Source organism: Pseudomonas sp. IPO3774, from assembly GCF_013386835.1.
Lineage (GTDB): Bacteria > Pseudomonadota > Gammaproteobacteria > Pseudomonadales > Pseudomonadaceae > Aquipseudomonas.
Window position 1 is genome coordinate 25808 of record NZ_JACAQY010000050.1, and the last position, 15385, is coordinate 41192.

General features: G+C 62.0%; 13 protein-coding genes and 1 pseudogene. 10 read left to right on the top strand and 4 right to left on the bottom strand.

The genetic code is table 11. The annotated features are described in order from the left end of the window. The first annotated feature begins 161 nt into the window (after window positions 1-161). Window positions 162-1592, top strand: a complete 1431-nt coding sequence (locus HYE77_RS24625; RefSeq protein ID WP_134325690.1) for an amino acid permease — start codon at window positions 162-164, stop codon at window positions 1590-1592. Window positions 1593-1607: 15 nt separating this feature from the next. Here HYE77_RS24625 and HYE77_RS24630 read toward each other — a convergent pair whose 3' ends face one another. After that, the gene (locus tag HYE77_RS24630) at window positions 1608-2522 is read right to left on the bottom strand and encodes a LysR substrate-binding domain-containing protein (RefSeq protein WP_177028358.1); all 915 of its coding nucleotides are present in this window, start codon (window positions 2520-2522) and stop codon (window positions 1608-1610) included. 190 nt (window positions 2523-2712) lie between these two features. On the opposite strand from HYE77_RS24630, the gene HYE77_RS24635 reads away from it, so the two are divergent. The 5 genes from HYE77_RS24635 to HYE77_RS24655 all read left to right on the top strand — a co-directional run bounded on the left by HYE77_RS24635 (window position 2713) and on the right by HYE77_RS24655 (window position 7775). Then, window positions 2713-3477 (top strand): sulfite exporter TauE/SafE family protein, encoded by a 765-nt coding sequence (locus tag HYE77_RS24635; RefSeq protein WP_177009239.1) that lies wholly within the window; start codon window positions 2713-2715, stop codon window positions 3475-3477. A gap of 117 nt (window positions 3478-3594) precedes the next feature. Next, window positions 3595-4185: an NAD(P)H-dependent oxidoreductase gene (locus HYE77_RS24640; protein ID WP_177028359.1), complete on the top strand. Its 591-nt coding sequence runs from the start codon at window positions 3595-3597 to the stop codon at window positions 4183-4185. A gap of 41 nt (window positions 4186-4226) precedes the next feature. Then, window positions 4227-5123, top strand: a complete 897-nt coding sequence (locus tag HYE77_RS24645; protein ID WP_008436694.1) for a LysR family transcriptional regulator — start codon at window positions 4227-4229, stop codon at window positions 5121-5123. A 104-nt stretch (window positions 5124-5227) separates the two neighbouring features. Next, a complete protein-coding gene (locus tag HYE77_RS24650) occupies window positions 5228-6121 on the top strand; it encodes an NAD-dependent epimerase/dehydratase family protein (RefSeq protein ID WP_177028360.1) in 894 nt (297 codons plus the stop codon). 208 nt (window positions 6122-6329) lie between these two features. Beyond that, window positions 6330-7775 carry a SulP family inorganic anion transporter gene (locus HYE77_RS24655; RefSeq protein WP_008436699.1) on the top strand — a complete coding sequence of 482 codons (1446 nt, stop codon included), beginning with the start codon at window positions 6330-6332 and terminating at the stop codon, window positions 7773-7775. A gap of 129 nt (window positions 7776-7904) precedes the next feature. Here the strand turns inward: HYE77_RS24655 and HYE77_RS24660 are convergent, their stop codons facing one another. Further along, window positions 7905-8297, bottom strand: a complete 393-nt coding sequence (locus HYE77_RS24660) for a lysozyme inhibitor LprI family protein (protein ID WP_177069641.1) — start codon at window positions 8295-8297, stop codon at window positions 7905-7907. A 192-nt stretch (window positions 8298-8489) separates the two neighbouring features. Here HYE77_RS24660 and HYE77_RS24665 point away from each other — a divergent pair, with 192 nt between their 5' ends. The 4 genes from HYE77_RS24665 to HYE77_RS24680 are packed head-to-tail and all read left to right on the top strand — an operon-like array spanning window position 8490 to window position 12632. Beyond that, entirely contained in the window at window positions 8490-9893 is a 1404-nt protein-coding gene (locus HYE77_RS24665; protein ID WP_177021605.1) for a gluconate:H+ symporter, read from the top strand. A gap of 15 nt (window positions 9894-9908) precedes the next feature. Next, entirely contained in the window at window positions 9909-10769 is an 861-nt protein-coding gene (locus HYE77_RS24670; RefSeq protein WP_102368042.1) for a MurR/RpiR family transcriptional regulator, read from the top strand. Between the two features lies 1 nt (window position 10770). Then, window positions 10771-12234 (top strand): amidohydrolase family protein, encoded by a 1464-nt coding sequence (locus HYE77_RS24675; RefSeq protein WP_177021604.1) that lies wholly within the window; start codon window positions 10771-10773, stop codon window positions 12232-12234. Between the two features lie 29 nt (window positions 12235-12263). After that, the gene (locus HYE77_RS24680) at window positions 12264-12632 is read left to right on the top strand and encodes a glyoxalase superfamily protein (RefSeq protein ID WP_177021603.1); all 369 of its coding nucleotides are present in this window, start codon (window positions 12264-12266) and stop codon (window positions 12630-12632) included. A gap of 651 nt (window positions 12633-13283) precedes the next feature. On the opposite strand, the gene HYE77_RS33020 is transcribed toward HYE77_RS24680, so the two are convergent. Then, the gene (locus tag HYE77_RS33020; RefSeq protein ID WP_371132985.1) at window positions 13284-14147 is read right to left on the bottom strand and encodes a methyl-accepting chemotaxis protein; all 864 of its coding nucleotides are present in this window, start codon (window positions 14145-14147) and stop codon (window positions 13284-13286) included. After that, a pseudogene (locus HYE77_RS33025) lies at window positions 14139-15236 on the bottom strand (methyl-accepting chemotaxis protein); the annotation flags it as partial. The gene HYE77_RS33020 and the pseudogene HYE77_RS33025, both read right to left, overlap by 9 nt. Window positions 15237-15385 lie beyond the last annotated feature (149 nt).

Genomic DNA, 15385 nt, shown 5'->3' on the forward strand with positions numbered 1-15385 from the left:
CGCAGAGCAAAAAATGTGGGAGCGGGCTTGCTCGCGAATGCGGTCCATCAGTCCCTGATGTATTGACTGGCACACCGCATTCGCGAGCAAGCCCGCTCCCACAGGGGACAGTGTTTCATCCAGAAAAGCAGTGCAATCACAATAATAAAGGGGCACGCCACGTGACCACGCCAGACCAAGGCTTTGCCGAAATCACCAATCGCGAACTGGGCCTCAGGCGCCAGCTCACTTCCGGCCAGATGAGCATGATCGCCATCGGTGGCGCCATCGGCACCGGGCTGTTCATGGGCAGCGCCTACGCCATCGGCTATGCCGGGCCCAGCGTGCTGGTGAGCTATGCCATCGGTGCGCTGATCACTTTGCTGTTGATGGGCTGCCTGGCGGAGATGACCGTGGCGCATTCCACCTCGGGCTCCTTCGGCGCGTATGCCGAATTTTACGTCAGCCCGCTGGCCGGTTTCCTGGTGCGCTATGCGTACTGGGCGGCGATTGTGCTGGCGGTGGGCGCCGAGGTCACGGCGGTGGCGATGTACATGAAGTACTGGTTTGCCAACGTGCCGGAATGGGTGTGGATTGTCTCGTTTTCCAGCGTGCTGATCGTACTCAACGCCATCAGCGTCAAGACCTTCGGCAACTTTGAGTACTGGTTCTCCACGATCAAGATCAGCGCCATCGTTGGCTTCATCATCCTCGCGGTGTACGTGGTGTTCGGCTCCGGCAATCCGGATTACGGTGTGCAGAACTACGCGGCCCACGGCGGCTTTTTCCCGAACGGGTTGAGCGGCATGTGGATTGCGGTGATCGTCTCGATCTTCAGTTACCTGAGCGTGGAAATGATCGCGGTGGCCGCCGGTGAAGCGGCCGACCCGGAGCAGGCGGTGAAAAAAGCCTTCCGCGCGACCATCGTACGGCTGGTGGTGTTCTACCTGCTGACCCTGGCGCTGATGTTGGCCATCGTGCCGTGGAACCAGGCTGGCCACGCCCAGAGCCCGTTCGTCACGGTGATGCAGACCATCGGCATTCCCGGCGCCACCGGGGTGATGAACTTCGTGATCCTGATCGCTGCGCTGTCGGCGATGAACAGCCAGCTCTACATCACCACCCGCATGATGTTCAGCCTGTCGCGCGCCGGTTTTGCGCCCAAGTCCATGGGCGCCTTGAGCAAGAGCGGGATCCCGTTGAACGCCTTGTTGCTGTCCAGCTCGGGCATTGCCCTGGCGACCCTGCTGAACGTGGTGTACCCGGAAAGCTCGTTCACCCTGATGATGGCGATCTCGATGTTTGGCGCGATCTTCACCTGGTTCATGATCTTCCTCACGCACCTGTTTTTCCGCCGCTACCGCAAGCGTCACGGCGGGGCGAAGCTGTCGTTCCAGCTGGCGCTGTTTCCCTACAGCACGCTGCTGGGCCTGGTGCTGATGGGCGCGGTGATGATCACCACGTTTTTCACCGATGCGTTCAAGATGACGCTGGTGTTCGGGGTGCCGTTCCTGCTGATTCTGTCGGCGGTGTACTACGTGTTCTTCCGCAAGGGTCGCCAAAACCTTGTAGGAGCGAGCTTGCTCGCGAAAAACCCGAGGGCGCCGGGTTAAATCAGAAAGCCCGCGTTATCGTTGACGTGCTTCGCGAGCAAGCTCGCTCCTACAGGGGGAGAGGGCGTTTAGCAGTTGGGCGGCGTAACCGGGCAATTGCTCGAACTCGCGGGCGCATAACAGCAGTTTGCGACAGGCCCAATCCTCGCTCAGGGGTTGGGCCTTGAAGCGCCGCTCCAACGGCCAGCGTTCCAGCGCCGCCAGGGGCACGATCCCCAGCCCGGCGCCCCGGGCGACCATGCGAATCAGCCCGTCAAACCCATCTGCACGGATGCGTGTCTGCAAGCGAAAGCCTGCGTGCAATGCCTGTTCCTCCAGGTACACCGCCAGCGCGCTGTCGGCGGCCAGGCCCACGTAGTCATACTGCAAGCTGTCGATAAAACTCACGGTGCGCCCGGCCAGCGGGTGATCCAGCGGCATGATCAGCACCAGCGGGTCGTCGCGAAAGGGCAGGGTTTGCAGGCCGTGGGTATCTACTGCGTCGGAAATAATCCCCAGGTCTGCCGCGCCCTGGCGCAAGGCGTGGGTGATGCGCAGGCTTGGCAGTTCCTGCAGGTCGATGTCGAGGTTGGGGTGCTCGTGCAGAAAGTCCGCCAACAGTTCCGGCAGGTATTCGCTCAGGGCGGTGGTGTTGCACAGCAGGCGCACCTGGCCTTTGACGCCGTTGGCGTATCCCGCGAGGTCTTGCTGCAGGTGATCGGCTTGCTGCAACAGCAGGCGGGCGTGACGGGCGAGGGCTTTGCCCGCAGCAGTCGGGGTGACGCCACGGCGGCCACGTTCCAGGAACTCGATACCCAGCGAGGCCTCCATCGCCCGGATCCGCGCACTCGCCGCCGCCAGGGACAAATGGCTGCGGCCGGCGCCGGCGGTGATATTGCCGGTGTCGAGGATGTGCAGGTACAGGCGCAGGTCGATCAGGTCAAAGTGCATGTGCTGGGGATCTCAGTGTCTGTACGGGCCTCTTCGCGAGCAAGCCCGCTCCCACATTTAGATCTGTGAACCCTTTCAAAATGTGGGAGCGGGCTTGCTCGCGAAGAGGCCATCTGCCTCATGCAAAACAAGAGGCTGCCTCAGTATATGGCGAATTTTCAGACATCACCCAAACCTGCAAAATCGACCCATGAATACCTTACTCGCGTTCTACCAAAACCTCGGCCCGGCCCTGACATTGCTGGTGGTCGGCACCTTCCTGCTGGCCGGTACGGTCAAGGGCGTCATCGGCCTGGGCCTGCCCACCGTCGCCATGGGCATGCTCGGCCTGGCTATGTTACCGGCGCAGGCTGCGGCGTTGCTGATCATCCCGTCCACCGTCACCAACCTCTGGCAACTGGCCTTCGGCGGTCACCTGAGCGCGTTGATCAAACGCCTGTGGCCGATGCTCCTGCTGATTTTCCTCGGCACCGGGCTGGGCTCGGTGTGGCTGGGCATGGATGGCGGGCATTGGGTGGTGCGGGCGTTGGGCGGCGCGCTGCTGGTGTATGCCTTGAGCGGGCTGTTGCTGCCGACGTTCAAGGTAAGCCCGGCCACCGAGCGTTGGCTGGGCCCGCTGTGCGGCGTGCTGACCGGGGTCATCACCTCGGCCACTGGGGTGTTCGTGATACCGGCGGTGCCGTATCTGCAAGCGTTGGGCTTGAACCGCGATCAGCTGGTGCAAGCGTTGGGGCTATCGTTCACCGTGTCGACCCTGGCGCTGGCAGCCGGGCTGTTCTGGCGTGGCAGCCTGGGCGGCGGCGAATTGAACGCCTCGTTGCTGGCGCTGGTTCCCGCGCTGCTCGGGATGTGGCTGGGCCAGGCCCTGCGCCAGCGCATCAGTGCCGTGCTGTTCAAGCGGGTGTTCTTTATCGGCATGGCCGCGCTGGGAGGTCATCTGCTGATCAGTGGTTAACAATATGCCGTTGATTCGTGCGCCTTGGTCAAATGTATTTTGCCGCCGGGACGCTTATTCCAAAGCACCGACCCCGTTACCCTGCCTTCAGACATTTTTAATCTTTAGGCACCCCCTATGAAAAAAGTACTCCTGCTCAACGGCGGTAAGAAATTCGCCCATTCCGACGGTCGCTACAACAGCACCCTGCATGAAGCCGCCCTGGCGGTACTGGACCGTGGCGGCATCGACGTCAAGGAAACCCACATCGACGCCGGCTACGACGTGGCCGAAGAAGTCGCCAAATTCCTCTGGGCCGACGTGATCATCTACCAGATGCCCGGCTGGTGGATGGGCGCTCCGTGGATCGTCAAGAAGTACATCGATGAAGTCTTCACCGAAGGCCATGGCAGCCTGTACGCCAGCGACGGCCGCACCCGCTCCGACTCGTCGCAGAAATACGGCAGCGGTGGCCTGATCCAGGGCAAGCAATACATGCTGTCCCTGACCTGGAACGCTCCTCAGCAAGCGTTCGACGACCCCACCGACTTCTTCGAAGCCAAGGGCGTGGACGCGGTGTATTTCCCGTTCCACAAGGCCAACGAGTTCCTCGGCATGATCGGCCTGCCGACCTTCCTCTGTGTGGACGTGATGAAACGCCCGGCCATCGAAGCCGACGTGGCGCGTTATGAACAGCATCTGGCACAGGTGTTTAACCTGAGTCTGTAATGCGGCTAGTATCCGTGCAGCCGCTATAAAGAGGATTCACGTTGAAAGCCCGATCCGATGAGCTACAGATCTTCGTCTGCGTGATTGAATGCGGGTCGATTTCCGCCGCAGCCGAACAGGTCGGGCAGACGCCGTCGGCGGTCAGCCGCACCTTGTCGCGCCTGGAAGCCAAGCTCGACACCACCCTGATCAACCGCACCACCCGGCGCATGGACCTGACCGAAGAGGGCAAGTATTTCTTTGAGCGGGCCAAGGTGATCCTCGAGCAGATGGACGACCTGGAAGAACGCCTGTCGTCGCGCCAGCAAACTCCGTCGGGGCGCCTGCGGATCAACGCGGCGTCGCCGTTCATGCTGCATGCGATCGTGCCGTACATCGCCGAGTTTCGTGGCCTGTACCCGGACATCCAGCTGGAGCTGAACAGCAACGACCTGATCATCGACCTGCTGGAGCAAAGCACCGACATCGCGATTCGCATCGGTGCCCTGGCCGACTCGACCCTTCACGCCCGCTCACTGGGATGCAGCCCGCTGCATATCCTCGCCAGCCCGGCGTATCTGGAACAGCACGGTACGCCCAGCACCGTTGCCGAACTGGCCGAACACACCTTGCTCGGTTTCACCCAGACCGAAACCCTGAACCACTGGCCGCTGCGCCATGTGCACGGCGATCGCTGGCAGATCCAGCCGGGCGTCGCCGCCTCCAGCGGTGAAACCTTGCGCCAACTGGCGCTGGAAGGGCAGGGCATCACCTGTCTCTCGGACTTCATGACCGCCCAGGACATCAAAAGCGGGCGCCTGATACCGGTGCTGGCAGAGTTCAACAGCGGCTATCGCCAGCCGATCAATGCCGTGTACTACCGCAACTCGCAATTGGCCTTGCGCATCCAGTGCTTCCTGGACTTTATCCAAGGCAAGCTGTCCAGCTACGCCCGTTGATTCGTGACCCCTGCGCAAGAGTGAATTGGGCAATGCGGACTTATTCGGAATGGATAGGTCCGCAATACTGACGCCATCAATTACTCACGCAGGGAGACACCTCCATGAACGTATTCATCACCGGCGCTGCCGGTTTTATCGGCGGTTCCATCGCTACTGGCCTGGTCAAGGCCGGCCATAACGTCACCGGCCTGGTGCGCAGCACCGAACAGGCTGCGGAAATGACTGCACTGGGCATCACGCCGGTAATCGGTACGCTGGATGACAGCGCGCTGTTGACCGAGCAGGCGAAGAAAGCTGACGCGGTGATCAACGCCGCCAGCAGTGACCATCGCGGCGCCGTGGAAACCTTGCTGGCCGCGTTGCGCGGCTCCAACAAAACCTTCCTGCACACCAGCGGTTCGAGCATCGTCGGCGATGCGTCGGGCGGTAAGTCCAGCGATGTCATCTACTTTGAAGACAACCTGCCGGCTCCGACTGTCGACAAGGCTGCTCGCGTGGCCATCGACAACCTGATCCTGGCTGCCGCCAAAGATGGCGTGAACTCGGCAGTGATCTGCAACACCCTGATCTACGGTCACAGCCTGGGCGTCAAGCGCGACAGCGTGCAGTTGCCACGCTTGCTCAAGCAGGCACGCAAAAGCGGTGTAGTGCGGCATGTGAGCACCGGGCAGAACATCTGGTCCAACGTGCACATTGAAGACGTGGTTGCGTTGTACCTGCTGGCGCTGGAAAAGAATGTGCCGGGCACTTTCTACTTTGTGGAGAGTGGCGAAGCGGCGTTTGTCGACATGACCACCGCGATTGCCGAAGCGCTGAAGCTGGGTAAACCACAGGATTGGCCATTGGCGGATGCCGAGGCCGAGTGGGGTTATGAAATGGCCAACTATGGCCTGGGCTCCAACAGCCGGGTGCGCGGCAAGCATGCGCGGGAATTGCTGGGGTGGGCGCCGAAGCGGACCTCCGTAGTTGAGTGGATTCGCAACGAGATGGTTTGATGTTCGCTTGAGACCGAGGCTAGCCCTTTCGCGAGCAAGCCCGCTCCCACATTTGACCGAGTTCCAACTTTGGAATGCGGTCAAATGTGGGAGCGGGCTTGCTCGCGAAAGGGGCGACACGGTCCAACGGTCTTACCCAACACTAGCCCCACCCCGCCCAATTCCGTACCATCCCCAGCCTTATCCCCCGCAACTCCCCGGTACTTCAATGAACCTCACCCGTCTGCGCGCCGACGCCCTGGCCGGACTCACCACGTCTTTTGCCTTGCTGCCCGAATGCATCGCCTTTGCCCTGGTGGCTCATCTCAACCCGCTGATGGGCCTTTACGGCGCATTCATCATCTGCACCCTCACCGCGCTGTTCGGCGGCCGGCCTGGCATGGTCTCCGGGGCCGCCGGCTCGATGGCGGTGGTGATCGTCGCGCTGGTGGTGCAGCACGGCGTGCAGTATCTGTTGGCCACGGTATTACTGGGCGGGTTGATCATGGTCGCCTTCGGCCTGTTGCGCCTGGGCAAGCTGGTGCGCATGGTGCCGCACCCGGTGATGCTCGGGTTCGTCAACGGCCTGGCGATCATCATTGCCCTGGCGCAGCTGGAGCATTTCAAAAGCGGTGACACCTGGCTCAGCGGCACGCCGCTGTACGTGATGACCGGGCTGGTCGCGGCAACCATGGCCATCGTCTACCTGCTGCCGCGCCTGACCCGCGCCGTACCGCCAGCCCTGGTGGCGATCCTCGGCGTAGGTCTGGCGGTGTACCTGCTCGGCCTGCCGACCCGCACCCTGGGCGACATGGCCCACATCGCCGGCGGCCTGCCGACCTTCGCGCTGCCACAGATTCCCTGGACCCTCGAAACCCTGCACATCATCGCGCCCTACGCGATCCTGATGGCCATGGTCGGCCTGCTGGAAACCCTGCTGACCCTCAACCTCACCGACGAAATCACTGAAACCCGCGGCTACCCCGACCGCGAAAGCGTGGCCCTGGGCGCAGCCAACATGGTCTCGGGCTTATTTGGCGGCATGGGCGGCTGCGCGATGATCGGTCAAACCGTGATCAACCTCAGCTCCGGCGGGCGCGGGCGCTTCTCCGGTGTGTTTGCCGGGGTGATGATCCTGTTGTTCATTCTGTTTCTGTCACCGCTGATCGAGCGCATTCCGCTGGCGGCGCTGGTAGGCGTGATGTTCGTGGTGTCTCAGCAGACGTTTGCCTGGGCTTCGTTGCGGGTGATCAACAAGGTGCCGCTGAACGATGTGTTGGTGATCATGGCGGTGACGGTGATTACCGTGTTCACCGACCTGGCGACCGCAGTGCTGTGCGGGATTGTGATTGCGGCGCTGAACTTCGCCTGGCAGCAAGCGCGTGAGCTGTACGCGGACGAGCATATGGAAGCGGACGGCAGCAAACTCTATCGGGTGCACGGCACGCTGTTTTTTGCCTCGACCACGCCGTTCCTGAACCGGTTCGATCCGGCCAACGACCCGGCCCAGGTGACGCTGGATTGTCGTCACTTGAGCTTCGTCGACTATTCGGCGATTGCCGCGTTGATGACCTTGCGGGAGCGCTACGCCAAGGCCGGTAAGCATTTGCGGGTGCTGCACCTGTCCGAGCGCTGCCGCAAACTGCTCAAGCGTGCGCGGGTGCAGCACGACTGACCGTTGTTGAAGCGCAATGATCGTTCCCACGCTCTGCGTGGGAACGCCGCTTTGGACGCTCCGCATCCGCTCTTAAAATCGTGACGCGGAGCGTCACAGGATGCATTCCCACGCAGAGCGTGGGAACGATCATGGTCCGACCAGGTTTTCCAATTCCTGGGCGCGGGTCTGGGTCATGTCCAGCACGCAGCCGGAGCCGTTGACCTGATCAATGGTGCCGCCGGTGGCCGAGCCGATGAAGCCGCAATTGGCATCGCGAAACTTGAGCCACTGGCGCTGTACGTCCTGCAATTGCTGCTTGCGGTTGCCTTCCATCGCCGTCATCGCGGTTTTGTAGGCGGTATTCAGGCGCGCGTCCTGCACCTTGGTTTCCTTGGCGTTGCAATCGACCATGTCGGCGGTGGTGTTGGCGCCGTCCATGCATTTTTTCAGCGCCGCGTTCTCATCGGCCGAAGCCGTGCCGCCCAAGGCCAGCAACAGCGCGCCGGCGGCGAAAGGGACAAGCAGGTGGTTACGATTCATTCTGGGTTTTCCTGGTCATGAGTCGGTGTGCAGTCTAAGACTCGGCCTGCGCAGTTGAGTTTCCAGCCCGGCGATCTTCATGTAAGAACGCCCCCCGAATTTTCATCCACTGACCCAGGGCATATCCCTGTGCGACAGGGCGTGTCTGTGGGCGAAAATTACTTTCATAAAAATTGAAAATCCACCTCGGTAATGATTTATGACTTTCACAACCTATTCGACGTGACCCTTTCCGAGGAGTACCGCATGGCCGCATCACCGGGGTATTGGCTGTTGATCTACGCCGCCATCGCCATCATTGCATTGATCGTATTGATCGCGCGTTACCGGCTCAACCCGTTTATCGTCATCACCCTGGTGTCTATCGGCCTGGCGCTGTTGGCCGGGATGCCGGCGGACACGATAATGGGCTCCTACGAGGCGGGGGTCGGCAAGACGCTGGGGCATATTGCGCTGGTGGTCGCGCTGGGCACCATGCTCGGCAAGATGATGGCCGAGTCCGGTGGCGCCGAGCAGGTGGCGCGTACGCTGATCAACCGGTTCGGCGAGCGTAACGCGCACTGGGCAATGGTGTGTATCGCGTTCCTGGTGGGGCTGCCGCTGTTTTTCGAGGTCGGTTTTGTGTTGCTGGTGCCGATCGCGTTTACCGTGGCGCGGCGGGTGGGCGTGTCGATCCTGATGGTCGGCCTGCCGATGGTGGCGGGCTTGTCGGTGGTGCATGCGCTGGTGCCGCCGCATCCGGCGGCGATGATGGCGGTGCTGGCCTATAACGCCTCGGTCGGGCAGACGGTGCTGTATGCAATTTTGATCGGCATACCCACCGCGATCATTGCCGGCCCGCTGTACGCCAAATTTATCGTGCCGCACATTCACCTGCCCGCGGAAAACCCGCTGGAGCGCCAGTTCATCGACCGCGAGCCGCGCTCCCGCCTGCCGAGTTTCGCCCTGACCATGGGCACCATCCTGTTACCGGTGGTGCTGATGATGATCGGCGGCTGGGCCAACCTGATTTCCACACCGGGCACCGCCTTTAACCAGTTCCTGTTGTTTATCGGTAACTCGGTGATTGCGCTGCTGGTGGCGACCTTGGTGAGCTTCTGGACCCTCGGCCTGGCCCAGGGTTTCAACCGCGAATCGATCCTCAAGTTCACCAACGAGTGCCTGGCACCAACGGCCAGCATCACCTTGCTGGTGGGTGCGGGCGGTGGTTTGAACCGGATTCTGGTGGACGCCGGGGTCACCAATGAAATCCTCGGCCTGGCCCACGCCTTCAACCTGTCGCCTTTGGTGATGGGCTGGCTGTTCGCCGCGCTGATGCGCATCGCCACCGGCTCGGCCACCGTGGCCATGACCACGGCCTCAGGCGTGGTCGCACCGGTTGCGATGGGCCTGGGTTATCCACACCCGGAATTGCTGGTGCTGGCCACCGGCGCGGGTTCGGTAATCTTTTCCCACGTGAACGACGGCGGCTTCTGGCTGATCAAGGAATACTTCAATATGACGGTGATCCAGACCTTCAAGACCTGGACCGTGCTGGAGACCCTGATTTCGGTGGTCGCCTTCGGTCTGACTTATGGTTTGTCCTGCATCTTGTAACCCGGAGCCGAACCGATGGACATCCTCTACCAGATCCGCGCCCGCCAGGATTCCTTCAGCGCCGGCGAAGGGCGTATCGCCAAGCTGATGCTCGATGATGTCGGCTTTGCAGCGTCCGCTAGCCTGGAAGAATTGTCCCAACGGGCCGAGGTCAGCACCGCCACCTTGTCGCGTTTTGCCCGCAGCGTCGGCTGCCGCGACCTGCGTGACCTGCGCCTGCAACTGGCCCAGGCCAGCGGCGTTGGCAGCCGGTTCCTCGACCCGGCGGGCCTGCCGGAGCAGTCGGCGTTTCACCGGCAGATTCTCAGCGATATCGAGGCGACGTTGCGCCGGCACCTGTCCGGTTTCAACCAGCGCAGCTTTGTCGACGCCGTGAGCCTGCTGGGCAATGCGCGGATGATCCACGCGTTCGGCATGGGCGGGCCGTCGAGCCTGTGCAGCGACGAGTTGCAAGTGCGCCTGGTGCGCCTGGGCTACTCGATCAACGCCTGCCACGACCCGGTGATGATGCGCGTGACCGCCGCCACCCTGGGGCCGGAGCATGCGCTGATCGTCTGCTCGCTGACCGGCATCACCCCGGAGGTATTGGGCGTGGTGGCGCTGGCGCGCAACTACGGCGCAAAAATCATCGCCATCACCCTGCCGGACTCCCCGCTGGCGCAGTTGGCCGACGTGCTGCTGCCGCTGCAACCGGCCGAAACCAGTTTTATCTACAAGCCAACGGCGGCGCGCTACGGAATGCTGTTGGCCATCGATGTGCTCGCTACCGAGCTGGCCTTGGCCATGCCGGACGACAACCAGGAACGCCTGCGACGGATCAAGCTGGCCCTGGACGATTATCGCGGCGGCCCTGACAGCCTGCCGCTTGGAGATTGAAATGAAGTACCACACGCTGATCCGCCAGGCGCTGATCATTGATGGCAGCAACACCCCCGGCTATGTCGCCGATGTGGCGGTGCACGAGGGGCGTATCGAGAAGATCGGCGACCTGTCCCGAGACAGCGCCGAGCATGAAATCGACGCCACCGGGCGCGTATTGGCGCCTGGGTTTATCGACGTGCACACCCACGACGACACGGTGGTGATCCGTCACCCGCAGATGCTGCCCAAGCTGAGCCAGGGCGTGACCACGGTGATTGTCGGCAACTGCGGCATCAGCGCCTCGCCCGTGAGCTTGCAGGCTGATCCGCCGGACCCGATGAACCTGCTGGGCACCGCCGAGGCCTTTGCCTACCCACGGTTCAGCGATTACCGCGCGGCGGTGGAAAACGCCCACCCGGCCGTCAATGTGGCGGCGCTGATCGGCCACACCGCGCTGCGCAGCAACCATATGGACGACCTGCACCGTACCGCCACGCCGGGTGAAATCACCGCGATGCGCGCGCAGTTGCAGGAGAGTCTGGCGGACGGTGCCCTGGGTTTATCCACCGGGCTTGCATACGCCAGCGCCTTCAACGCCGAGACCGATGAAGTGCTGCAGTTGAGTGAAGAACTGACGGCGTATGGCGCGGTGTACACCACCCATTTGCGCAGCGAATTCGAACCGGTGCTGGAGGCGATGGACGAGGCTTTTCTGATCGGCCGGCATGCCAAGGCGCCGGTGATCATTTCCCACCTCAAGTGCGCGGGCGCCGGTAACTGGGGGCGCAGTCCGCAGTTGTTGGCCTCGCTGGAACACGCGGCGAAGACCCATCCGGTGGGCTGCGATTGCTACCCGTATGCGGCCAGCTCTTCGACCCTGGACCTCAAGCAAGTCACCGATGCCTTTCGCATCACCATCACCTGGTCTACGCCGCATCCGGAAATGGGCGGGCGGGATCTGCAGGATATCGCCGCCGAGTGGGCGGTGCCGCTGATGGACGCCGCCCGCCGCCTGCAACCCGCCGGGGCGGTGTATTACGGGATGGACGAGACCGACGTGCAGCGCATCCTGGCACATCCGCTGTCGATGATTGGCTCGGATGGTTTGCCGGAAGATCCGTTTCCTCATCCACGTCTGTGGGGCGCGTTTCCCCGGGTACTGGGGCATTTCAGCCGGGACCTTGGCTTGTTCCCGCTGCACACCGCCGTGCACAAGATGACTGGCTTGTCGGCAGCGCGCTTTGGCTTGGCCGAGCGCGGTGAAATCCGTGAAGGGCATTGGGCCGACCTGGTGCTGTTTGACCCGTTGCGGGTGCGGGATGTGGCGGACTTCAAAGAGCCGCAGCGCGCGGCGGAAGGGATTGACGGTGTGTGGGTCAACGGCGTGCTCAGCTACAGAGACGGGCAGGCCAATGGGCAGCGGTCCGGACGATTCCTGGCGCGCAGTGGGGATTTGCGAAAGGGATTTGCGGCCGTATAGTGGCCGCTCTCAAATACGGAGCAATCGCCATGCACTTAGGAAAAGTCACCCCCATCTTGCGCAGTTTCGACGAGGCCAAAACGTTGGAGTTCTACGTCGACTTCCTGGGGTTCAAGGTCGATTGGCAGCACCGGTTTGAAGACAACTTTCCGCTGTACCTGCAGGTGTCGCTGGGGGACTGCGTGCTGCACTTGTCCGAGCACCATGGCGATTGCACGCCAGGTGCGGCGGTGCGGATTCAGGCTCAAGGGTTGGAAGCGTACCAGCAACAATTGCTGGCCAGGAATTACCGCAACGCCAAGCCCGGTATTGAAGACACGCCGTGGGGCAGCCGCGAGATGAGCATCAGCGACCCGTCTGGGAACCGGTTGGTGTTTGTTGAAGAAGTCAGCAGCTGAGGCTGCGCGCATAAATCGCAGGCAATAAAAAACCGCCTTAGTAGGGCGGTTTTTTATTGCAATCCCAGTTCGCGGCTGGGGTTGCGCCTCACCGGAAGCATTGACCTGCTGACCGGATACTACTGTCGGTTCAGGCATCACGCAAGGCCTGGTGACACTCGGTGTTTTCAGTTCTTTGAGATCTACGCTATTTAAGGACGACTGCAAAAACTGGCAATAAATTCTTGGAGCGTTACCGGTGGATTAGTTCTCCCAGGTCACACCTTTGAGCGGGATGTTGGTTAGTATCGCCCCCGTTCTGTGTATGTCGTTTGTAGGTGGGCTGGGTACGCGCGCGAATTTATGGACCGAACGCCACGGGCTAGTAATCCGTGCCGGATTCATGCGGGAGGACCCAAAGCCCGGCCGCCTCACTGGAAGCATTGACCTGCGTCCGAAGGCTCACGTGTTCCGGTAAGTGCGCTGGAGGTAGGCCCAACTGATGGAGGGCCGAGTATGTCCAAGTTTGCACGACGTACGTGGGACCTCGTAGTGAACTCCCTGCGTGTTTATCACGTGTGGAAATTCCTGCGGGACAGCTTTGATGACCGTTAAGGTCTGAGAAGTGGGCCGCCCCGGTTTCGACCGGGGCGGCTTTTTTGTACCTGGGATTTACACCCGGAAATGGCTGACCATCTGCTGCAACTGCCCGCCCAAACGCGCCAGTTCCACACTCGACTTGGCCGTCTCGTCACTGGCCGCTGCAGTCTGCTCCGACACGTCCCGCACATTCACGATGCTGCGGCTGATCTCTTCCGCCACGGCACTCTGCTGCTCGGCGGCTGCGGCGATCTGCTGGTTCATCGACTGGATATTCGACACCGTACGGGTGATGTTTTCCAGTGACACACCGGCCTTGCGCGTCAGTTCGACGCTGCTGTCGGTGAGGCTGCGGCTGTTGTTCATCACGGCGGCCACTTGCTGGGTGCCGTTCTGCAAACCGGCCACCAGGCCTTCGATTTCTTCGGTGGATTTCTGGGTGCGCTGGGCCAGGCCGCGCACCTCATCGGCGACCACCGCAAAACCGCGACCGGCTTCACCGGCACGGGCGGCTTCGATGGCGGCGTTGAGCGCCAGCAGGTTGGTCTGCTCGGCCACGGCCTTGATCACGTCCATCACGCTGCCGATCTTGTTGCTCTCTTGTTGCAGGTGCGTCATGGCGTCGGTGGAGCGTGCCACTTCAGCTGCCAGGCGTTCGATCTGGGCGATGGCTTCGGCCACCACCTTGTCACCGGCACGGGCTTCACCGTCGGCGGCCGAGGCAGCCTGGGACGCTTGTTCGGCGTTGCGTGCGACTTCCTGCACGGTGGCAGTCATTTCGTGCATGGCGGTGGCCACTTGATCGGTCTCGATCTTCTGGCTGTTGACCCCGGCACTGGTCTGTTCGGTCACGGCCGACAGCTCTTCGGCGGCGCTGGCGATCTGGGTCACGCCGTCGCGGATGCCGCTGATCAGTTCACGCAGGGTGGTGCCCATGCGCTGGATGCCTTGCTGCAACACGCCGAGTTCGTCGCGGCGGGTCACCTGGATGTTGTGGCTCAGGTCGCCGGAAGCGATGCGCTCCACCACGGCGAGGGTCTCGCGCAGTGGGCGGGTGATCTGGCGGGTGATGATCACCGCAGCCACGATGCCCACCAGCAAGGCCAGCAATGTGCTGATCAGTTGCAGGCTGCGGGCCTGGGCGCTTTCGGCGTCGCGGCGTTGCAGCTGGATGTCGTACAGCTTGTCGCTGATGGTGACAATGTCGGTGCCCTGGGTGGTCATTTCTGCCCGGGCCGAGACGATGTTGGCGTTGGCCGCCTTGTAGTTCTGCACCGCGCTGCGATAGGCGCCGAGGGCGGTTTCCAGGGCGGTCAGTGCAGGCTGTTGGCTGGCGCCAAACGCTGCGTGCAGGCCTTTCAGACCGTCGATGGCTTTCTCGATCTGCGCGGCGGCGCGGGCTTCAGTCTCGGCGTTGACGTTACCGGTGTAGCCGCGCACTTCGTAGCGGGCCAACTGGAACTGTTCCTTGGCGCTGGTCACGGCCTCGAACTGGGCAAAGCGCTCGGTGCTCTCGGGCATCTGCCGCACGCTGGCGTCCAAGGCACTGATCTGCGCATTGGCGATGTCAGCCTTGTCGCCCATGACCTGGCGCGCGGCGTTACCGTTGCGGTAGGCCTCGCGCATTTTGTTCAAGGACTGCTGGTAAGCGGTGATGATCGCTTTTTGCTCATTGAGCAGCTTGAGGTTGTCCGGGCTCTTGAAGCTGTCCAGCAGCTTCTGTTGCTGGGCCACAAAACTGTCGAGGTTGGTCTGCACGTTTTGCGCCACGGCTTCGTCGCCGTTGGCCAACATGTATTGCAGGCGCACGATGCGCAGTTTGGTCAGCGAAGCGTTGAGCTGGGTGATGTCGCTCATCCAGTTGCTGCGGTCGATCAGGCCGCCCAGGCTGGTCCAGCCGGTGAGCGCGAGGATCGAGGTGAGGACCAGTACCAGGCCGAAGCCCAGGCCCAGTTTCATATTGACGCTGATGTTGCCGAACCAACTATTCATCGCATTCCTCCAGGAACAGATTTGCGGGTACATCCGGTTGCTGGAAGTAGCGACCAGCCGATGGGTAGTCAGGAGGTATCGGCAGCCCTGGCGAGAGCTGAAACGGTTTTTTCGTGAGGGCAGGATTTATGGAACGTGAGCGACGAGCGGTCGCACCGCCCTCATGCAGAGGGCGGTGCGAG